The following is a 21,274-nucleotide window of genomic DNA, read 5'->3' as shown; positions in this document are numbered from 1 at the left end:
ATCTAAAATAGAATTCATTAGTCTTTCCTTCATAAAATAGCTCATGTATTATCCCAATTTTAGCTATAGAAATAATAGATTAAAAAAGCTCACCGATACAATTGATGAGCTTTACAATATGAATAAGTTAATTACTGGTTCTGTTTTTAATAGTGCTGGAAGCACCTTCAATGTCTCTTACTTTTTTCACTTTCTGATTTCCAAAATTATAAGTGATGCTGAATGTCATTCCTTGTCTGTATTGGTCATTTCTGACATAATTGTAGTTTCCGTTAGATTGATAATCTTCTATTTCCACAATATTGGTTCTTAAAATATCATTTACATTTAGAGCAAAAGTCCAGTCGTTCCAGGTTTTTTTAATGCTTAAATCAAGGCTCATCAGATCTTTTAATAATCCAAGTTCTATCTGCTGTTTGTCCACATAGAAATAATTAACCCCTAAGAACCACGTTTTCTTTTTATCCAGACGGATCGTATTATTCGTCTGAATGATGAGGCTTGTAGTTTTTACCTTATTAATATAAGCTATAGGTCTTCCTTCAGCATCTTGGAAAGTGTCACCAGTAGTGGGATCTACGGCAAGCGTACCATTGTTGATGTTATGCTGCACACCTATATTGAAATTGGTTGTCCAATATTGTTTGAAGAAAGATTTTTGAAGTCCCAGCATAGCAGACATTTCCTGTTTGTTTCCAAAGTTGGTGCTTATATATCTCAAGACATTTTCTGTGCTTACCGTTCCGTTAGGAGAAATGGCATATCCCTGCAAAGGTACCTGAGTAATTACATCTTTGTAAAAGGAATGATTTAAAATTAAGAAATATGAATTTTTGTACATATAGGTTAATTCCTGATTATAGGTAGGAGATGCTTTTACAAAAGGATTGTTTTGAATATAATTCGTCTCTGTAAGATAAACTTTCACAGGATTTAATTGCCAGAAATTAGGCCTTCTCATTCTGCTTGAAAATGAATAGGAAATATTATTCTTATCATTAATAGCATAATTGGCGCTTAAGTAAGGAAGTAAATTATTATAGTTTCTTTCGATTCTCTGGTATTCCGGACTTGCATTGTCAGAGGTTCCCAGACTATTTGTGATTTCATATCTTGTTCCCACTTTTCCAGAGAATTTATCAGAAAACTTCTTTTCCAATGTTAAGTATACGCCATAGATATTTTCATCATAAATAAACCTGTTGGGTTCTGATGTGGAAACAGCTTCTGATAGTTCCTCATTATTATCATCTACATACTGATAAGTTGTATTGCCGGTATCATTATCAGTTTTGGTTTTATTATAATTTCCTCCTATAGAAACAGTGAAATCATTTTTAAATTTCTGGATATAGTCTACCGTTCCCGAGAAATTATTGATGATCTGAGGAATATTCTGTATGATTTTTTTACCTAAAATAAAATCTCCTGCCGGATTCTGAACAAGTGTTCTGTTGTCTGTAAACTGAAATCTTCTGTAGTTAAGATAAGAAGCATTAACGTTTAACTTACTGCCTAAGGAGTCCGTTTTCAGTTCATAGTTTAAATTTAAAGAGTTATTATAAGATCGTGAATTATCAAGGTTATCTGTTTTATTATATTGAGTAGAAGTTAAATTTCCATTAAGATCATATATTTTGACAGTATTGAATAGATTGATTGTTGATCCGTAGCTTCTATTAGCCCATGTGTTCCATGATAAAGCTAAATTACTTTTTTCCGTTAATTGATAATCAATATTCAGGTATCCTCCCAAGTTTTTATTAGGATCATCAACATCACCTACTGATTCATTTGTTGTAAGGGTTGTTCCGTTCCTTAATATATAACTTTGAGCCTGGATGTTTTCTCCTCCACTCAGGTTAGCACTGATTCCCAGCTTATCTTTTCTATAATTTAAAGAGAAACTTGCGGAACTTCCGTTATATTTGTTCTGAGAGTTGGACATTCTCATGTTTCCATTAAGGCCATCACTCATTTTTTTCTTTAACACAATATTAATGATTCCATCGGAAGACTCTACCTGATATTCACTTCCCGGAACCGTAATTACTTCAATTTTCTGAATGTTTTCTGCCGGAGTATTTTTCAGGAATTGCTCAAGGGAGTCAGCGTCCATATTGGTTTTTCTTCCGTTGATATAAATAACAGCATTGTTCTTTCCTGCAATTTTTAATGTCTTATCGTCTGTTGTAGATAGGAGAGGAGTTTGCTTTAAAAGATCGAATGTTGTATTTCCTTTTGCTACAGGTGAAGCTGCAACATCATATACGAAGCGGTCACTTTGTTTTTTGAATACCTGTTTCGTTAAAGTCACTCCTTCTATACTTTGAGTTTTTAAAGTATCTGTTTTTTTTTCCTGAGCGAAGGCAAATCCGCTGAAAAATAGGGCTGCTATGAGTAGAGGCGTTTTCATGACTGTAATTTTTAATTAGTAATAGCTTGTATTTGTTATTATTTTACATAGCAAAGATATATAATTAATTTAGTATCTTGCAATACAAAGTAGTAAATAAATCCAAAATAAATATTTAATTACTTGATAATCAGTAATTAAAATTTGGAATTAAATTTTCGATTAACTATATACTAAGACAACTATAATAGAGTTTCTATTACATTAAGAATGAAAATAAGCAAGAATTGAGTTCTTATTCTCTGTCGAAACGAGCTAATTTTTTATCTACCCAAATGGTAGCGAAAGGGAAAAATGCACATAATAATGCAATAACGAAATCTTCATCATCCCAAGTGAAAATCTTTCTTACCGGAAGACAAAGCAATAGATAAAGGGTAAAGAAAAGCCCATGAATATTTCCTATAAGGATAATGAAGAGAGTAGGCAGGAGACCTTCTTCATCATATCGTTTCCATACCATAGCCACACAATATAGCAGAAAGCATGAAATAGCTTCGGCTACACAAACCTGTCTGAACCATTTAATGATTTTTTCTTGTGGGTACTTTGAAAAGAATTTATCGATGAAGTTCATTGTGTTCAGTTATGAGTTATAAATTAGAGAATTCAATATAAATATTGATCTCCAGGTTTGATTTCTTGAATGCTAAATTACTTATAAAAGTTGCTTCCATCCAAATATTCGAAGACTTCCGGAGGAAGCATCGGGCGCACATTTTTACCGTCCTTTATCATATTACGGATTTCTGTGGCTGACAATTCTATGATGGGTGCTTTTACCAGATGAATATTGTCATGCTGAAAATAATTGGAATGTTGGTTTTCTTCCTGAAAAACTCTTGGATATACAATAATCTGGTGATTCTTAATAAGGGCTTCAGAATTTTTCCATTTGGGTAAACTCTTCAGATTATCTTCTCCCATAATTAAACTGAAGGAATATTCTGGATACTTTTCATGAAGGTAAGTAAGGGTGTCAACTGTATAGCTGGGTTTGGGCAAAGAAAACTCCACATTGGAAACTCTCATCTTTGGATAATTTTTAATAGCAAGCTGCACCATATCCAGCCGGTTATGATCATTCAATAATGATTTTTTATCCTTAAACGGATTTTGGGGACTTACCACAAACCATAATTCCTCCATGTCGGAATGTTCCAGAATGTAATTTGCTAAGATCAGATGTCCAATGTGAATAGGATTAAACGAACCGAAAAAGAGTCCAATTTTCTTCATTATATTGAGTTGGCATTTTAATCCCTGAACTTTACGTCTTTTATATTAAGATAGTGGGTAACATTCCCTTTCCAGTGATTCTCCTCCAAAGTGAAGGCTATGTCAAAGCTTTTATTTTTGAAATCCTCTGAAAACTGACCTAATTTAAAGCCGACACATTCGATATTTCTACCTGTTGATTCCTGTTTAATATAAAATTTAATGTGGTTGTTATCTTTTCCCATCGTTTTTATATAGCCTGAAACTTTTTGGTTTTTTAAAGCAAGAATGGGCTTCATATTATGAGGTCCGAAAGGAGCTAGTTTCCGATGGAAATTAATAAACTCCCGATTGATTTCATCAGCTTCAATTTCAGAATCAATAGTAATGGATGGTTCTTTCTGATATTCCTTTATTTTTTCTGAAACAATCTGCTCAAACTTGATTTTAAAATCTTCAAATTTCTCCTTTTCCATTGAAAGTCCGGCCGCAGCATGGTGTCCTCCGAATTTTAGAAAGTATTCAGAGCAAAGATCCAGTGCTTCGTGGACATCAAAATCTGAAACTGAACGGGCAGAAGCTACCATTTCCCCATTATTCCCATCTGTAAATACCAAGGTGGGCTTATAATATGTTTCAATAAGCCGGGAAGCAACAATTCCTATTACACCTTTATTCCATTCAGGATGATAAACGATAGTAGTAAGCTTACTCTGCTGCTGGGATTCAACAATCTGATCTAATGCAGCAAGTGTTGAATTCATATCCAGCTCTCTTCTTTCGTCATTGAGGTTCATGATATCATCTACAATCTGATGGGCATGTTTCAGGTTATCAGAAACCATGAGCTCTACAGCAGCTTTTCCATGAGAAATTCTTCCTGCAGCATTTATTTTTGGAGCAATCTCAAATACAATATTGGAAATTTCGAAGTGAGATAATTTTTCGTCAGGGATAAGTAATCTTAATCCTAAATTTCTTGTTTTTCTGAGTGTTTTTAATCCCATTTTTGCCAATACCCTGTTTTCTCCGGTCATGGAAACAATATCTGCAGCAATAGAAATCGCAAGAAGATCAGTAAGTTCAAACAGTTCAGCTTCCGGAATTTTATAGATGGTATTTAAACCCTGGCAGAGTTTAAATCCTACTCCACAGCCTGAAAGCTCTTTAAAAGGATATCTGCAGTCACTTCTTTTAGGATCTAAAACCGCAACAGCTTTTGGAATTTCTTCACCGGGTAAATGGTGATCACAAATAATAAAATCTATACCAAGGTCATTGGCATAGTTAATCATATCAATAGCTTTAATTCCACAGTCAAGGGCAATGATCAGTGAAAACCCATTTTCTTTAGCAAAGTCAATTCCTTCCGTTGAAATACCATATCCCTCAGAATTTCTGTCCGGAATATAAAAGTCAAGATATTTTTTCTCAACAATCTTGCTAAGATATAAATACATTAGGGCAACTGCTGTGGTTCCATCTACATCATAGTCTCCATACACCAGAATCTTTTCACCGTTTTCAATTGCTGTGGCAATTCGTTCTACGGCTTTTTGCATATCAGCCATTAAAAATGGACTATGGATATCATTAAGGTTGGGTTTGAAGAATTCTCTGGCCTTCTGATAGTTATCAATGCCACGTAGAACAAGCAATTTGGATTCAAAAGTTCCAAAACCGAGGGACGAAATTAATCCATCTACAATTTCTTCATCAGGTTCAGGTTTATAAATCCATTTTTGACTCATTTTACAAAAATAAGGAAAAAAAATAGCATTTTGAAGTGATGGGGAATAAGTTTTTAGTTTTGAATTTAACATAAAATACATACCTTTGTTGTCTGAAAAATATAAAATGATCATGAAAAAAATTACTCTCTGCCTGGTAATGCTGGGTGTATTCTCTACTGCTGAAGCTCAGAAAATCAATATTGGTAAAGCTGCCAATGCAGTTTCAAAAGGTGCTAAAGCTTTTACTTTCACAAACGAAGATGCGATCAAGCTTTCTAAAGAATCCGTAGACTGGATGGATAAAAATAATCCAGTAGCAACTGCTAAAGATCCCTATGCAATCCGATTGGAAAAACTTTTTGGAAAACATAAATCCCAGGACGGTTTGAATCTTAACTATAAAGTTTACAAAGTAATTGATATCAATGCTTTTGCCTGTGCAGACGGAAGTGTAAGAGTGTTCTCTTCCCTAATGGATATTATGACGGATAATGAATTGTTGGCAATAATTGGTCACGAAATCGGCCACGTTAAAAATCAAGATAGTAAGGATGCTATGAAGACGGCATATATGAAGGCGGCTGCAATAGAAGGTGCGTCTTCTGCTTCATCTACTGTATCTACACTTAACAATACTCAGATAGGGGAGATGGCTAATGCGATGCTGGATGCTTCATTCAGTAAAAAGCAAGAATCAGAAGCCGACGATTATTCTTATACCTTTATGAAATCAAATGGTTATGATGTAGTAGCAGCTTATACAGCATTCAGAAAATTAGCATTACTTTCAGAAAGTGGAGAAAAACAGTCCGGATTCCAGAAAATGTTTAATTCTCATCCTGATAGTGCAAAAAGAGCAGAGGCAATTAAAAAGAAAGCTGAAAAAGATGGCCTATGGAAGGATCCGGGAACAGTATCTCTTCCAAAAACTAAACTTACAAAATAGAAATTCTGACAATAAAAAATCCCACTTAAAGAGTTAAATGGGATTTTTTTTTATCATATAATTAAGTCTTAAGAATACATTTTATCTCTTAATTCTTTTACTTTTTTATCGGCAAGATATTCATCGTAAGACATTTCCCTGTCGATGATTCCTTTAGGAGTAAGTTCTACGATTCTGTTACAAACTGTTTGTAACATTTCGTGGTCATGGGAAGCTAATAAAAGGTTTCCTTTAAAGTTGGCCAAAGAGTTGTTTAAAGTCGTGATACTTTCCAGGTCTAAATGGTTCGTAGGCTCATCTAATAAAAGAACGTTAGCTTTTTGAAGCATCATTCTACTGAACATACATCTCATTTTTTCACCTCCGGAAAGAACTTTACAAGATTTTAAGGCCTCATCTCCGGAAAATAACATTCTTCCTAAGAATCCTCTCATAAATTCTTCATGACGCTCTTCATCATTTTTAGTGAATTGTCTTAACCAGTCTACAAGGCTTAAATCCTCTTGGAAGAAATCTGTGTTATCCAAAGGCATATAGGATTGAGAAGTGGTAACTCCCCATGCATACTGTCCCTTATCAGGTTCTGTATTTCCAGCTAAAATTTGGAAAAACTCAGTAATTGCTAAAGAGTTCTTGGAAATTACAGCTACTTTATCTCCTTTTTTAAGGTTAAGATCTATATTAGAGAAAAGCAATTCTCCGTCTTTTGTTTTCTCAAGACCTTTTACATCTAAAATTTGATCTCCGGCTTCTCTTTCCATATCGAAAATAATGGCAGGGTATCTTCTTGATGTGGGCTTAATATCATCTATATTAAGTTTATCGATCATTTTCTTTCTTGCAGTTGCTTGTTTAGCTTTCGCAACGTTTGAACTAAATCTTGCAATGAAATCCTGAAGTTCTTTTTTCTTTTCTTCAGCTTTCTTATTAGCCTGCGCTCTCTGCTTTGTAGCTAACTGAGATGCCTGATACCAGAAAGTATAGTTACCTGTATAAAGATTCAGTTTGGAATAATCCAAATCTCCAATATGGGTACAAACTGCATCTAAGAAGTGACGGTCGTGAGATACAACGATAACGGTATTTTCATAATCAGCAAGGAAATCTTCCAGCCATGCAATAGTATCGATATCCAAGTCATTGGTAGGCTCATCGAGGATAAGTACGTCAGGGTTTCCAAAAAGGGCCTGAGCCAAAAGAACTTTTACTTTGTCTTTATTTTCTAATTCACCCATCATCTGCCAATGCATGTCATCCTTAATTCCTACATTGGATAGCATAGTTTGAGCATCAGACTCAGAGTTCCATCCACCCATTTCATCATAAATAACCCCCAACTCTCCAGCTTTGATACCATCCTCATCAGAGAAGTCCTCTTTAGCATATAAGGCATCCATCTCTTCTTTTATCTCAAATAACTTACTATTACCTCTTAAAACAGTTTCAAGAACAGTATATTGGTCATAGGCAAAGTGATCCTGCTCTAAAACAGACATCCTTTTTCCCGGTTCGAGTGAAACATTTCCAGTAGTAGGTTCTTGTTTTCCTGTTAATATTTTCAGGAATGTAGACTTTCCTGCTCCATTTGCTCCGATAATTCCGTAGCAATTTCCTTTGGTAAACATGATGTTTACTTCATCGAAAAGAACTCTTTTCCCGAATTGTAAAGATAGGTTAGATACTGTTAACATATAGTTTTGTAAATTTGGTGCAAAAATACGAAAAGAATTTGGGTATTTTATAATAATGTAATACTCAACTTTTTAAATCACGGGTATTTTTAAGAGTTTCATTAATGAAAATTAACAGTAATGAAGATTGAAAAAACAGTAAATATATTAAACAGAAGAGCCAGGTTTGAATACGAAATTCTTGAGGAATATGAAGCAGGAATGGTTTTAACAGGTACAGAAATAAAATCTTTGAGGTCTTCTAAAGCATCCATTGCGGAATCCTTCTGTCAGTTTATTGATGGTGAATTATACATCATTAATATGATGATTGATGAATATAAATTAGGCACTTTTTATAATCACAAAACAAAAAGGGAACGGAAATTGCTCTTGCACAAAAGAGAATTGCAAAAACTTGAAAAAAAGTTAAAAGATGTTGGGAATACAATAATCCCCTTAAAATTATACATCAATAATAAGGGAAAAGCGAAAGTGCTCATAGCGCTGGGAAGAGGTAAAAAACTTTTTGATAAAAGGGATGCAATTAAAGATAGAGAAAACAAACGAAACCTCGATAGAATATTAAAGAAAAGTTAAAAATCATTTAAAAAACTTTGTGTATAAAGAAAAATTATATTTATTTTGCATTATCAATTATTTAATCATTTAATTCTATGAAAAATCTAAAATTAGGAATTTCAGCATTGGCACTTACTGTTGCCTCTACTGTTTTCGCACAGACTACCAATAATCCGTGGTTGATCGGGGTTGGTGCTCATGCGGAAAACCATATAGCGGCACGTACTAAATTTAGTAATACGTTCTCTGCTAGTAATTTAACGAAGAATATGTTCAATATGAACAACTTCTCCATTACTCCTCCATTATCTAAACTTACAGTTGCAAGAAATGTTGGTAAAGGATTAGTTGTTGACTGGCAAACTTCAGTAGGAAACGTTGAGAACCAGAAGTTCAATATGGGAAAAGAATTTTTCCTAATGACTGGTCTTGGTTTTCAAGCTAAAGCTGCAGGTCTTTTATGGAATGAAGAATCTTGGTTCGATCCATATTTAAGAGTTGGTGCTAACTACTTAAGACATGATTATACAGGTCTTAGCTTCCCTAGAGCTGCTGTTGATGGAAACGGTAATTATATGGAAACTGTTAGTAACGGAGATGCTGGAAACGAAAACGGAAAAGCTAACTTCTTTACAGTATCTACTGGTGCTGGTGCTAACTTCTGGGTGACTAAAAACTTCGGTCTTGGTATCCAAGGAGATTATGTTACAACTCCAGGGGATAAATCTACAGTTGCTAACTTCTGGCAAGCTTCTGCATCTTTATTATTTAGATTCGGAAACAGAGATAGAGATAAGGATGGTATCCTAGATAAAGATGACCTTTGTCCAGATACTCCAGGTTTACCAGAATTCCAAGGATGTCCTGATACGGATGGAGACGGAGTTCCAGATAAAGATGATCAATGTCCAGATGTTCCTGGTCCAGTTGAAAACAATGGTTGTCCTTGGCCAGATACAGATGGTGACGGTGTAATCGATAAAGATGATGCTTGTCCTACAGTTCCTGGTCCAGCTGAAAACAACGGTTGTCCTTGGCCAGATACAGACGGTGACGGAATCTTAGATAAAGACGATGCATGTCCTACAGTTCCTGGTTTACCAGAATACAACGGATGTCCTAAGCCTAAAGAAACTGCTGTTGTAGCTACTGAAGCGTTAAAAGATATCTTATTCGACTTTAACAAAGCTACTATCAGACCTGAATCTAATGCTAAATTAGATCAAGCTGCTAAAATCATTAAAGAAGCTCCAGCTGAAAACTTCGTTATCATCGGTACAACTGATGCTAAAGGAGCTGCTGCTTACAACTTGAACTTATCAAGACAAAGAGCTGCTTCTGTAGTTAAAGCTTTAGAAAGTAGAGGTGTTGATGGATCTAGATTAAAATCTATCGGTATCGGATCTCAAGAAGCTACAGTACCTGCTACTGCTTCTGATGCGGAAAGAATGATCGACAGAAAAGTTATTGTAAGAGCTATCTCTGGTTCAGAGTGGGAAACTTACAAAAAGTCTGATCTTCCAGCAAAAGCTACGCCTAAGAAAAAGGCTCCAGCTAAAAAAAGAAAATAATTGATTTTTCTAAATAATAAATACCTCCAAGTTTTTGGAGGTATTTTTTTTTAATTGACTTTTAAGTAATTTTGTAAAAATTTAAAATAAAATGGGAAGAGCGTTTGAATATAGAAAAGCTTCTAAAATGGCCCGTTGGGACAAGATGGCCAAAACATTCTCTAAAATAGGTAAAGATATTGCATTAGCTGTAAAAGCCGGAGGACCAGATCCGGAATCTAATCCCGCATTAAGAAGATGTATCCAAAATGCAAAAGGTGCTAATATGCCTAAAGACAATGTAGAAAGAGCTATTAAAAAGGCGAGTGGGGCAGATGCTGAAAATTATGAGGAGATTACTTATGAAGGATACGGGCAGGGTGGAGTAGCATTCTTTGTAGAATGTACCACTAATAACCCAACCAGAACTGTGGCTAATGTAAGAGCTGTTTTCAATAAGTTCGACGGTAACTTGGGAAAGAATGGTGAACTGGCATTTATTTTTGATAGAAAAGGAATCTTTAATATAGATTTGTCTCAGATTAAAATGGATTGGGATGATTTTGAAATGGAAATGATAGATGGTGGTGCGGAAGAAATCGATAAAGATGACGAAGAAGTAATGATCACTACAGCTTTTGAAGATTTTGGATCTTTATCACACAAATTGGATGAGCTGGGAATAGAGGTTAAAAGCGCTGAATTACAAAGAATACCTAATAATACCAAAGAGGTAAATGAGGAGCAATTTAAGGCTAATATGAAGATGCTGGAGCGTTTTGAAGAAGACGATGATGTACAGAATGTATATCATAATATGGAACTGACAGAAGATATGATGAACTCTTTGTAAAAAATAATATAACATTCATATACAGTTAACTTTCAATTAGTTTCTTTGCATAAAACTATGAAATGCTTTCTTTTGCTTTTATAAGTGAAAAAATAGAGAAGCGTTCCACCCAGCCCAATTAAAGCTGAAAATATACGGATGAAAAGAAACCTTGATTTAGTTGTTATTTCGGATGTTCATTTAGGTACTTATGGATGTAAGGCTAAGGAATTGCTGAGGTATCTGAATTCTATCAATCCTAAAACTTTGGTTTTAAATGGTGATATAATAGATATCTGGCAGTTTAAAAAGTCTTACTTCCCTAAACCTCATTTAAAGGTTATCAAGAAAATTATTTCTCTTGCTACCAAAGATACGGCGGTATATTATATTACAGGAAACCATGATGAGATGTTCAGAAAGTTTACTGATTTTGAGCTGGGAAAACTTAAAGTCTGTAATAAGCTTTGTCTGAATATGGACGAGAAGAATACTTGGATTTTCCACGGAGACGTATTCGATGCCTCGGTTCAGCATTCCAAATGGATTGCAAAGCTGGGTGGGAAAGGTTATGACTTACTTATAATTATTAATAATGTTGTAAATTGGTTTCTGGAAAAGATGGGTAAAGAAAAATACTCCTTTTCAAAGAAAATTAAAAACAATGTTAAAAAAGCAGTGAAGTATATTGGTGACTTTGAGCTTACAGCTTCTGAACTGGCAATAGATAATCATTACGACTATGTAATATGCGGTCATATTCATCAGCCCCAAATGCGTGAAGTTGTCAATAAAAAAGGATCATGCACCTACCTGAATTCCGGAGACTGGATTGAAAATCTATCAGCATTGGAATATGATAATAAAGAATGGAAACTTTTTTATTATGATGATCATAAGCATTTGCTGAAGGATGATGAAACAGAAGAAATACAGGATATGGATACTTCCGAGCTTTTCAAAATAGTAACCAATTTTTCTTCATGAAAATCTTATACGCATTTCAGGGAACCGGGAATGGGCATATGGCCAGAGCACAGGAAATAATTCCTATTCTTAAAAAATATGCTCAGGTGGATACTTTGATAAGTGGTCATCAATCTCAATTAAACGCTGATTTTGACATTAACTTTCAACATAAGGGAATTTCTCTTCTGTATAATAAATCAGGAGGATTATCCTATCGAAAAACCTTAATAGGAAATAACTTTTTAAGTGCCGTAAAAACGATCAAGGATTTGGATCTATCTCCTTATGATCTGATCATTAATGATTTTGAACCCTTAACGGGATGGGCCTGTAAATTGAAAAATTTACCAATGATTGAGTTAAGCCATCAGGCTTCACTGGCATTTAAGGAAACTCCAAAGCCTGATAAAAAAGATTTTTTTGGAGAAATGGTGCTGAAATACTACGTACCTAGTAAAGAGAAAATGGGTTTCCATTTTAAAAGTTATCACCCCAGAATCAAAAAGCCTGTTATAAGAAAGAAAATCAGAAATCTGGAACCGGATAAAAAGGGCTATTATATGGTTTATCTCCCTAGTTTTTCGGATGAAAATATTATGAAGGTTTTAAAACAGATTCCGGTTCAATGGAAAATTTTTTCTAAATATACTAAGGTTCAGGTAAAAGTGAAAAATATTGAAGTTTTTCCGATAGATGAAACCCAATATCTGAAATATTTTGAAAATTGTGAAGGGATTCTTTGTAATGCAGGTTTTGAAACTCCTGCAGAAGCTCTTTTTATGGATAAAAAGCTATTCGTTGTCCCAATTCATAATCAATATGAGCAGGAATGTAATGCTTGTGCTTTGGACCAGATGGGAATTTCGAACTCCTTAGTTTTGAAGCTGGAGGAAATTCAGGACTGGGTGGCTTCTGATCATCATGTAAGGGTAAGTTATCCTGACGACATAGAAGAAATTCTGGTGAATGAAGTTTTAATTCTTTAGGAATATGTCGTCTAAATCATTCATTCTTAGCATTACTGATCTTGCATAGGAGCAATGGGGATAAACTTTCCAGCTATTTTCCCTTGCAAACTTTATAGCTTCATCGACTAAGAATTTCCCCATTCCTCTTCCTTCAAATTCCGGATGTACTAATACAAACGAAATAATGAATTTACTTTCATCGGGAAAAATAGTGTAAGTGAGCCTGCCTACTTCTTTGACATCATTATTAAGTGTAATAACTCCACCATTTCCGGATTTATTATTTTCAAATCTCATAATTCAAAACATTATTAATTAAAGATACAAAATTTATTAATTATCTTTTCCAGTATAATAATTATAATCTTTAATAATAACTCCTATGAATTGCCTTTCTGTCATTTTAGTAGGGTCGATTTCAAGCTTTAAGATATTTTTGATCTTATCCGAAAGTTTAGTGATAATCTGTCTGTCGTCAATTCTTAAGGCCTTTGTATAATTATCCTTAATAATTCTCATGTCATTATCACTTAGAGCAATCACCTGAGGGAATAAAGGAATATAATCTTCATGAATATTTTCAAGAATGGTATGAGAGATATTAATGCTGTTTTTTAGAGAGATTACGGCTGTTCCTGATGCAATATCACCGAGGCGCTGGTTATTTTTGGAAACAATCATAGTGATTAGCCCGATCAATCCGCCCATCATCAAGATGTCTATCAGCCTGAAAATCCATCTGATCATATAGTCTCCGAAGCTGGCCTGGTAGCCGTCAATCTTTACCACTCTTATTTTCATGATTTTTTTTCCGGGAGTCTGTCCTTCCATAAGGCTTTCCAGTACCAGAGAATAAATGTGTATAGGAAATGTAATAGCGATGTATATAGCCATTTGGGACCACTGATCCAAGCCATTGAGTAAATAGCCTAAATCTAAAATGCCAAAGAACATATAAAAAATAATAAATACATAGGCCGCTTTTATTAAGAGGTCAATAATGAAAGCCAACATCCTTTCTCCTACACTTGCAGTAGTGAAATTAATATTTACATTTTGTGATGTATTAATCGCAATTTGAGACATATTTTTTACTATTTTAGCCTAACAATTATGAGAGAGATTTATTTCATTAAACAAAATAAAGAAAAATGGTTGGGAATTGAACAGGTTATCCAGGGGAAAGTCAAAAAAAATCCTGATGACCTCTCTTCTTTGTACATTAATCTCATTAATGATCTGGCTTTTGCCCAGACGTACTATCCAAAAAGTAATACTACCGTTTATCTGAATCACCTGTCATCACAGATTTTTCAAAAGATTTATAAAACCAGGAGAGTAGAACAAAACAGACTTACTTATTTTTTTAAAACGGAAGTGCCTTTACTTGTCTATCAATACAGAAGATATTTAGGGTACGCTTTTTTATTTTTCATTTTGTTCACCCTGATAGGAATTATTTCTGCAATTTACGATAAAGATTTTGTTAATATTATTCTGGGTGAAACTTATGTGAATCAGACTATAGAGAACATCAAGAACGATAATGCCGTAGGAGTTTACCAAAGTGGTTCTACATGGGGAAGTACTATTGGAATTATTTTTAATAATATCGGTGTTGGGGCTAAACTTTATATTTATGGAGTATTCGGAGGGGTAGGGACATTGTTTGCCTTACTTTCCAACAGTGTTATGCTGGGGTCTTTTCAGTATTTCTTTTATGATTATGGAGCTTTAAAAGAAAGTGCCCGCGGAATATGGCTTCATGGAGTTTTTGAGATCTTTGCTATGGTTGTGGAGGCAATGTGCGGTTTGATATTGGGAGCGTCTATCTTATTTCCTAAAACCTTATCGAGATTCAATTCTTTTAAAATTGGATTTAAGGATTCATTCAAGATATTTTTAAGTACGATTCCATTCACCATCTGTGCGGGAATCATTGAAGGCTATGTCACCAGACATGCATTAAAAATGCCTTTGGCTTTAAACCTTATTATTATTTTTGGTTCTTTGGCTATTATTGGATTTTACTATTTTGTGTATCCTTCCATTGTTAATAAAAAAATTAATACCCCCATACATGATGCAGTTTTATAAAAAAAGGGACTTCGGTACTTTTATAAGTGATAGTTTCAGCTTTTTCAAATTTTACGGCAAAAACTATTTTAAAGGTTATACCCTTATTAATGGTTTTCTTTTAATATTAATGGTTGTAATTACTATCATCGGTTACAGGGAGCTTTTTTTACAGCTGATGGGTTCCAACCTGAGTGGAGAAAGCTATTATTTTGAGCAGTATTTTTCAGAAAATACAGGAATGCTTATCCTCGTAGGATTTCTTCTGTTTTTGCTGTTTTCGGCTGTAAGTATAGTTTCCTACCTATATCCGGTTTTTTATATGAAAAGACTTACAGAAGGAAAAACGGATATTAAAACCGATGAGATTCTGGGGGACTTTAAAAAGAATGCTAAAAAGATAATCATCTATTATCTGGGAATGATGTTTGTAGTAATGCCGCTTTGTATTATTGTTATTTTGATTTCTTATGTGCTGATCTTAATTTTGATTGGGATTGTTTTAATGCTGTTTGTCTTCCCGTTTATATTTAATTTCATAACTTTCTTGTCCTACGATTATTTTAATACTGATAAGGGCTTTTTTGAAAGTATGGGTTATGCGATGAGAGCTCAGTTCTCTTATGATAATAAAAGGGAAAATAGCCCTTTCTGGAAATATTGGGGAGCAACTATAATCAATTTTCTTATTTATAACATCATCACTTCGATATTTACAATGATTCCAATGATGTTCTTTTACGCAGCTCTTTTAACCAATACCTCCAGCGGAGATTTTGAACAAAATCCTCTAACCGGAACTTTTGGAATTGTAATTTTTATAATTTATGGAGTATCCCTTCTTGTTTCGTTTATCCTGATGAATTTATTATATGTTAATTCTGGGTTAATGTACTATGACAGTAGAACAGATCTTCATCAAAAAATGGAATTTGCGGAAATAGAAACAATAGGTGTTAATGAATAAAATTCTTTTTTTCTTATTTTTTTTCTTCTCCATAGGGTTTCTGGTGGCTCAGGATGATGTGGAACCGACCGTCGTGGAAGAACAGGTAATATTGGATTCTTTACATGGTTATCCTTATAAAGGAATGATCTCTGCAGACTCCCTGTTAAAAAGAAAGCCTGTATCTGAAAATAAGGTATATCCTAAAAGATTTAAAGAAAATTTCCAGTCCAAATATCAGGGAAATGAATATGATTATTCTACCTCGAAACCGCGGGAATCTTTTTGGCAGAAACTCGAAAGAAAGATAGCGAAGATTATTCAGAGTATTTTTGGTGAGAATAGTTTTAGAAACTCCTCTGAAGTAACATGGGTTCTTATTCGTTTGTTTGCGATTATTTTAGTTGGCTTTCTGCTGTACTTTATCGTTAAATATATCATGTCGAAAGATGGGAGTTTTATTTTCGGAAAGAAGAATAAGAAAGTGATGATTAATGAGCAAGAGCTTCATGAAAATATCCACGAAATTAATTTCCCGGAAAGTATATCCAATTTTGAAAGAATCGCTGATTTTCGTTCGGCAGTTAGGTATCAGTTTTTATATACCCTCAAAAAACTGAGTGATAAAAAATTAATTATCTGGAATCCTGAAAAAACAAACAAAGATTATGTGGCAGAATTAAAAGCTCCGCATTTAAAAGAAGAGTTTTCTAAACTCTCTTATATTTTTGATTATGTATGGTATGGTGAATTCAGTATTAATGAGCAAGAATATCTCATATTTAAGAATCAATATCAATCCTTTAAAGCTTAATATAATTTTGCAATGAATAAGACCTTCAAAATATATGCTGCAATTTTCATCATTATTATGGTGATTTTGGCATTGCTTGAAGTGAATAAAAAAGAGGTCACGGATTGGCGGAAAAATTTTGATGTTTCTCAGAAATCACCTTTTGGATTGTACGTATTCAATGAGGAAGCTAAAGATCTTTTTAAAAATAAACTTAAAAAAATCAATCAGTCACCTTTTGAATATTACCAGGAAAAAAGAACTCCTCATAATATTTTAGTGATAGAAAGTGATCTGGATAGTGAGTCATGGCTCAAGATTTTAAATGAAGTAGCTAAAGGGTCGGATGCCATGTTACTGGTAAGTCGTATGCCAAAGGAAATTTCGGATACTATTGGGTATTATAGTGCACAGCTGTCGTTTGAAGAAAAAAGTGTATTAAAGTTTACAGATAAAAAATACTTAAATGATTTCATTATCCTAGATAAATTTCCTTCTGGAAGAGGATTCTCTTATGTAAAGAATCAGGTGGAGGTATTGGGTAAAACAGTTGACGAAAATAACCCAGATAGGGCTAATTTTATTAAAACCAAATTTGGGAAGGGAAACATCTATGTTCATTCTGAACCACTTTTCCTTACCAACTATTATTTGCTGAAACCCGGAAATATAAAATATGCTCAGAATGTATTTTCTTACCTTGATGATAAGGAAGTCCTTTGGTTTTCAGAAAGGAATTCTAAAGAATCACAATTCTTTATGAGGTTTATTTTATCCAATCCGGCGCTTAAATATGCCTGGTGGATATTTTTGGGAGGATTGATCTTATTTATTTTCTTTAATGCCAAACGGAAACAACGGATTGTTCCGGTAATTGAACCCTTGAAAAACACCTCGGTTGATTTCGTGAAAAGTATCGGTAATCTCTATTTACAGGAAGGGGATTTCCATGATATGATGGCTAAAAAAGCTCAGTATTTCCTAAATAAAGTGAGAATGGATCTTCTGATCGATACCAAAAATCTGGATGAAGAATTTGCTAAAAGACTTCACCTGAAAACAGGAAAACCTATGGAGATGATCAATGAAGCGATCAGCTATATTAAAAAAGGTCAGGATCCTTATGACAGTGTAATGAAAGAAGATCTTGGAAGAATGAATAGATTGCTGGATGAAATTTTAAAATAACTTAAATAATTATAACAGTTTGGTAGTTATAACTATTGAATTGGTAAACTAAATCATATGGAAAATTTTGAGAACCAGAATTTAGAAAATCAAACATCGACACCGCTTGATCATAAAGAAAACGAGTTTCAATCCAGAATTGATATGATTGAACTTCGTGAAAGTTTGAAAAAGGTAAAGTCTGAAATTGCAAAAGTGATTGTAGGTCAGGAAGATATGATAGAGCATCTTTTAGCAGCACTTTTGTCGAATGGACATGTGCTGATTGAAGGAGTTCCGGGAGTAGCTAAAACAGTAACTGCAAAATTACTGGCAAAAACCATAGATGTAGACTTTAGCAGAATTCAGTTTACACCGGATCTAATGCCTTCAGATATCTTAGGGACATCGGTTTTCAGTGTCAAGGATTCAGAATTTGAATTTAAAAAAGGACCGATTTTCTCCAATTTTATACTGATTGATGAAATTAACAGATCGCCGGCCAAAACACAGTCTGCATTATTTGAAGTAATGGAAGAAAGGCAGATTACGATGGATGGTACCCGTTATATAATGGAAGAGCCATTTTTAGTGGTGGCTACTCAAAATCCGATTGAGCATGAAGGAACTTACAGACTACCGGAAGCACAGCTGGATCGTTTTCTATTTAAAATTAATGTAGGTTATCCTAATCTTGAGCAGGAAGTCACCATTATCAAGAATCAGCACGAAAATAAAAAAGAAGATAAAACTGAAGTTGTGGAAAAAGTGGTTACTGCTCAGCAGCTTAAAAATTATCAGCAGCTGGTAAAAGATATTGTTGTAGAATATCAGTTGATAGAATATATTGCAAAGATTATTGTTAATACAAGAGAAAACCAGTTTCTATATCTTGGAGCTTCACCAAGAGCCAGTCTTGCCCTGCTTACGGCTTCGAAATCTTTTGCAGCCCTAAGAGGAAGAGACTTTGTTACACCTGAAGATATCAAAGAAGCCAGCTATGCAGTTTTAAGACACAGGGTAATAGTTTCTCCGGAAAGAGAAATGGAGGGACTGACAGCAGATGAAATTATACGTCAGATTTTAGAAGGAATAGAGATCCCGAGATAAAAAATGATCAAAAACCTGTATATCAACAATCGCTTTTTTTTCGCACTCATAGGAGTGGGGATAATATATGTTTTTGCATTTTTTTTCCCGCTTCTAATGATGGTTGCCCACATTATGTTATTGGTAATCTTTCTGGCGGTGATGGTTGATTATCTATTGCTGTTTAATCAGAAAGAAGGGATATGGGCACAACGGGTATTACCCGAAAAATTATCCAATGGAGATGAAAATCCTGTAAAAGTTGATATCAAAAATAATTATCAGTTTGATATTCGTGTAAAAGTGATTGATGAGATTCCTTTCCAGTTTCAGAAAAGAGATTTTTTAATTGAAAAGGGTATTAAGTCGGGAAAAAATACGTATTTCCAATATCTTTTAGAGCCTAAAGAGAGAGGAGAATATCACTTCGGAAGCTTAAATGTTTTTGCTACATCACCTTTAGGCTTGGTATCCAAAAGATATACTTTTCAAAAAGATGCAAATCTACCTTCTTATCCTTCCTTTATTCATCTCCGGAAATATGAACTGATGGCCCTGCAGAATGAATTTCTGTTAGGAGGAATCAAGAAGATCAGGAAGTTGGGGCATACTATGGAGTTTGAACAGATCAAAGAATATGTTCCCGGAGACGATATTAGAACCATTAACTGGAAAGCAACTTCTAAAACCAATCGTTTAATGGTGAACCAGTTTCAGGATGAAAAGTCTCAGAGGATTTACATGCTAATCGATACTGGAAGAACCATGAAGATGCCTTTTAATGGATTAAGTCTTTTGGATTATTCCATTAATGCAACGATGGCTTTGTCTCATATTATTCTGAAAAAGGGAGACAGAGCGGGTATGATGACCTTCTCGAAAAAAACTGAAAATAAAATTGCTGCCGATAACAAATCTGGACAGCTGAAAAAAATATCGGAAGCACTTTATAATATCAAAACCAATTTCTTTGAAAGTGATTATAATCGTTTATATCAGGATGTGAAGTTTTCTATCAATCAGAGAAGTCTTATCCTGCTTTTTACCAATTTTGAAACTTTAGACGGTCTCAACAGACAATTGAAATATCTCCGGGGAATAGCAAGAAATCACTTATTGGTAGTTGTTTTCTTTAGAAATGCAGAACTTCATACATTACTTCATAAAAATCCTGAAAACATGCAGGAAATTTATGATGAGATTATTGCTGAAAAATTTGAATTTGAAAAAAAACTGATCATACAGGAACTTAGAAAGTATGGAATTTATACAGTGTATACCCTTCCTGAAAATTTGAATATTGATGTCATCAATAAGTATCTTGAGATAAAAGCAAGGGGAATTTTATAAATACCTACACAAAATAAAAATAATATAATGGAATTAAAAGAAAAAGCAGGCTCCCTATTAAAAGTGGCAGCCTTAAATGAAGGTGCAAAAGAATATCTGCTTAATAATCCTGACCTTTTTAAGCTATTATTAAAAGCTGCTAAAAGATATATCGGAGGAGAGAATAGAGATGAGGCAATAGCTACAGCCAAAAGAATTAATAGGAAAGGGATTCCTGTTTCTTTAGAATTTATGGGGGAAAGTACTCGCTCAGTTGAAGAGTCAGAATCGGTAACAAAGCATTTCCTTGATTTGATTGGGAAGGTAAAAGAAGAACGTGTTAATTCTATTATTTCTCTGGATTTATCTCATATTGGGCTTGCTATAGATAAAGATATGGCGTATAATAATCTGCTGTCATTAGCCCAATCAGCAAAAGAAAAAAATATTGAAATTGTAATCAGTGCGGAAGGAATTGAAAGAACGGATGATATCATCAATACTTTCTGTAAGATTTCCCCAGACTATTCAAATGTGGGCATTACTCTTCAGGCTTATTTAAACCGCACTCCTGAAGATCTTGAAAGAATACTAAACGAAACACAGGGAAAAATAAGAATAGTAAAAGGTGCTTTTGCAGTTCCTCCAGGGCATGCTGTGGATAGAGGAGGCTATCTGGATGATCTTTATATTAAGTATGTGGAAACTCTTTTTCATAAAAACAGAAAATGTTCTATTGCTACTCATCATGATGAAATTCAAAGCAGGGTAAAAGAATTAATTAAACAATATGATGTTCCGGCATCTCAGTATGAATTTGAAATGTTATTGGGAATTAGGGAAGATTTGTTGAATAAAATTCATGAAGAAAACTATTCATGCAGACAATATATTGTCTACGGTGATGAATGGTATTTGTATATGTGTAACCGGATTGCAGAAAATCCTGATAACCTGTTTCAGGCTGTTGTGGATATTATGTCTTAGTAT

At 34.0% G+C, this 21,274-nt stretch carries 20 protein-coding genes; 13 read left to right on the top strand and 7 right to left on the bottom strand.

What is annotated here, in order from left to right; genetic code table 11:
• Positions 1-127: 127 nt before the first annotated feature.
• The 4 genes from Q0A18_RS04685 to recJ form a co-directional block, all read right to left on the bottom strand.
• The gene (locus Q0A18_RS04685) at positions 128-2,416 is read right to left on the bottom strand and encodes an outer membrane beta-barrel family protein (RefSeq protein WP_292009013.1); all 2,289 of its coding nucleotides are present in this window, start codon (positions 2,414-2,416) and stop codon (positions 128-130) included.
• Between the two features lie 235 nt (positions 2,417-2,651).
• Complete coding sequence (locus Q0A18_RS04680; RefSeq protein WP_292009012.1) at positions 2,652-2,993, bottom strand: DUF3817 domain-containing protein; 342 nt, start codon at positions 2,991-2,993, stop codon at positions 2,652-2,654.
• Between the two features lie 77 nt (positions 2,994-3,070).
• Entirely contained in the window at positions 3,071-3,655 is a 585-nt protein-coding gene (nadD, locus tag Q0A18_RS04675) for a nicotinate (nicotinamide) nucleotide adenylyltransferase (RefSeq protein WP_292009011.1), read from the bottom strand.
• 17 nt (positions 3,656-3,672) lie between these two features.
• Positions 3,673-5,385 carry a single-stranded-DNA-specific exonuclease RecJ gene (gene recJ / locus Q0A18_RS04670; RefSeq protein ID WP_292009010.1) on the bottom strand — a complete coding sequence of 571 codons (1,713 nt, stop codon included), beginning with the start codon at positions 5,383-5,385 and terminating at the stop codon, positions 3,673-3,675.
• Between the two features lie 112 nt (positions 5,386-5,497).
• Between recJ and Q0A18_RS04665 the strand changes: the two genes are divergently transcribed.
• Positions 5,498-6,313, top strand: coding sequence for a M48 family metallopeptidase (locus tag Q0A18_RS04665; RefSeq protein WP_292009009.1), 816 nt, complete (start codon positions 5,498-5,500; stop codon positions 6,311-6,313).
• A gap of 68 nt (positions 6,314-6,381) precedes the next feature.
• Here the strand turns inward: Q0A18_RS04665 and Q0A18_RS04660 are convergent, their stop codons facing one another.
• Positions 6,382-8,004, bottom strand: a complete 1,623-nt coding sequence (locus Q0A18_RS04660) for an ATP-binding cassette domain-containing protein (protein WP_292009008.1) — start codon at positions 8,002-8,004, stop codon at positions 6,382-6,384.
• A 120-nt stretch (positions 8,005-8,124) separates the two neighbouring features.
• On the opposite strand from Q0A18_RS04660, the gene smpB reads away from it, so the two are divergent.
• The 5 genes from smpB to Q0A18_RS04635 all read left to right on the top strand — a co-directional run bounded on the left by smpB (position 8,125) and on the right by Q0A18_RS04635 (position 12,902).
• A complete protein-coding gene (gene smpB / locus Q0A18_RS04655) occupies positions 8,125-8,583 on the top strand; it encodes an SsrA-binding protein SmpB (RefSeq protein ID WP_292009007.1) in 459 nt (152 codons plus the stop codon).
• Between the two features lie 77 nt (positions 8,584-8,660).
• A complete protein-coding gene (locus tag Q0A18_RS04650) occupies positions 8,661-10,136 on the top strand; it encodes an OmpA family protein (protein WP_292009006.1) in 1,476 nt (491 codons plus the stop codon).
• Between the two features lie 91 nt (positions 10,137-10,227).
• The gene (locus tag Q0A18_RS04645; RefSeq protein WP_292009005.1) at positions 10,228-10,968 is read left to right on the top strand and encodes a YebC/PmpR family DNA-binding transcriptional regulator; all 741 of its coding nucleotides are present in this window, start codon (positions 10,228-10,230) and stop codon (positions 10,966-10,968) included.
• A 138-nt stretch (positions 10,969-11,106) separates the two neighbouring features.
• Positions 11,107-11,934: a UDP-2,3-diacylglucosamine diphosphatase gene (locus Q0A18_RS04640; RefSeq protein WP_292009004.1), complete on the top strand. Its 828-nt coding sequence runs from the start codon at positions 11,107-11,109 to the stop codon at positions 11,932-11,934.
• The gene (locus Q0A18_RS04635) at positions 11,931-12,902 is read left to right on the top strand and encodes a glycosyltransferase family protein (protein WP_292009003.1); all 972 of its coding nucleotides are present in this window, start codon (positions 11,931-11,933) and stop codon (positions 12,900-12,902) included. The genes Q0A18_RS04640 and Q0A18_RS04635 overlap by 4 nt, the downstream gene beginning before the upstream one ends.
• Here the strand turns inward: Q0A18_RS04635 and Q0A18_RS04630 are convergent.
• Together Q0A18_RS04630 and Q0A18_RS04625 are read right to left on the bottom strand one after the other, a co-directional pair.
• Positions 12,891-13,181, bottom strand: a complete 291-nt coding sequence (locus Q0A18_RS04630; RefSeq protein WP_292009002.1) for a GNAT family N-acetyltransferase — start codon at positions 13,179-13,181, stop codon at positions 12,891-12,893. The genes Q0A18_RS04635 and Q0A18_RS04630 overlap by 12 nt on opposite strands.
• A 36-nt stretch (positions 13,182-13,217) precedes the next feature.
• Entirely contained in the window at positions 13,218-13,970 is a 753-nt protein-coding gene (locus tag Q0A18_RS04625; RefSeq protein WP_292009001.1) for an RDD family protein, read from the bottom strand.
• 27 nt (positions 13,971-13,997) lie between these two features.
• Here Q0A18_RS04625 and Q0A18_RS04620 point away from each other — a divergent pair, with 27 nt between their 5' ends.
• From Q0A18_RS04620 to Q0A18_RS04590, 7 genes are all read left to right on the top strand, one after another.
• The gene (locus Q0A18_RS04620; RefSeq protein WP_292009000.1) at positions 13,998-14,981 is read left to right on the top strand and encodes a stage II sporulation protein M; all 984 of its coding nucleotides are present in this window, start codon (positions 13,998-14,000) and stop codon (positions 14,979-14,981) included.
• Positions 14,982-15,090: 109 nt separating this feature from the next.
• Positions 15,091-15,927, top strand: a complete 837-nt coding sequence (locus Q0A18_RS04615; RefSeq protein ID WP_292008999.1) for a DUF4013 domain-containing protein — start codon at positions 15,091-15,093, stop codon at positions 15,925-15,927.
• The gene (locus Q0A18_RS04610; protein ID WP_292008998.1) at positions 15,920-16,720 is read left to right on the top strand and encodes a DUF4129 domain-containing protein; all 801 of its coding nucleotides are present in this window, start codon (positions 15,920-15,922) and stop codon (positions 16,718-16,720) included. Before Q0A18_RS04615 ends, Q0A18_RS04610 begins: the two co-directional genes overlap by 8 nt.
• Positions 16,721-16,732: 12 nt before the next feature.
• The gene (locus tag Q0A18_RS04605) at positions 16,733-17,887 is read left to right on the top strand and encodes a DUF4350 domain-containing protein (RefSeq protein ID WP_292008997.1); all 1,155 of its coding nucleotides are present in this window, start codon (positions 16,733-16,735) and stop codon (positions 17,885-17,887) included.
• Positions 17,888-17,944: 57 nt separating this feature from the next.
• Positions 17,945-18,976, top strand: a complete 1,032-nt coding sequence (locus Q0A18_RS04600; protein WP_292008996.1) for a MoxR family ATPase — start codon at positions 17,945-17,947, stop codon at positions 18,974-18,976.
• Positions 18,977-18,982: 6 nt separating this feature from the next.
• Positions 18,983-20,305 carry a DUF58 domain-containing protein gene (locus Q0A18_RS04595; RefSeq protein WP_292009014.1) on the top strand — a complete coding sequence of 441 codons (1,323 nt, stop codon included), beginning with the start codon at positions 18,983-18,985 and terminating at the stop codon, positions 20,303-20,305.
• A 27-nt stretch (positions 20,306-20,332) separates the two neighbouring features.
• The gene (locus Q0A18_RS04590) at positions 20,333-21,271 is read left to right on the top strand and encodes a proline dehydrogenase family protein (RefSeq protein WP_292008995.1); all 939 of its coding nucleotides are present in this window, start codon (positions 20,333-20,335) and stop codon (positions 21,269-21,271) included.
• Positions 21,272-21,274: the final 3 nt, after the last annotated feature.

The organism is Chryseobacterium sp., from assembly GCF_022712095.1.
In the GTDB taxonomy this organism is placed as follows: domain Bacteria; phylum Bacteroidota; class Bacteroidia; order Flavobacteriales; family Weeksellaceae; genus Chryseobacterium.
This window is presented reverse-complemented; position numbering and strand designations above follow the sequence as displayed.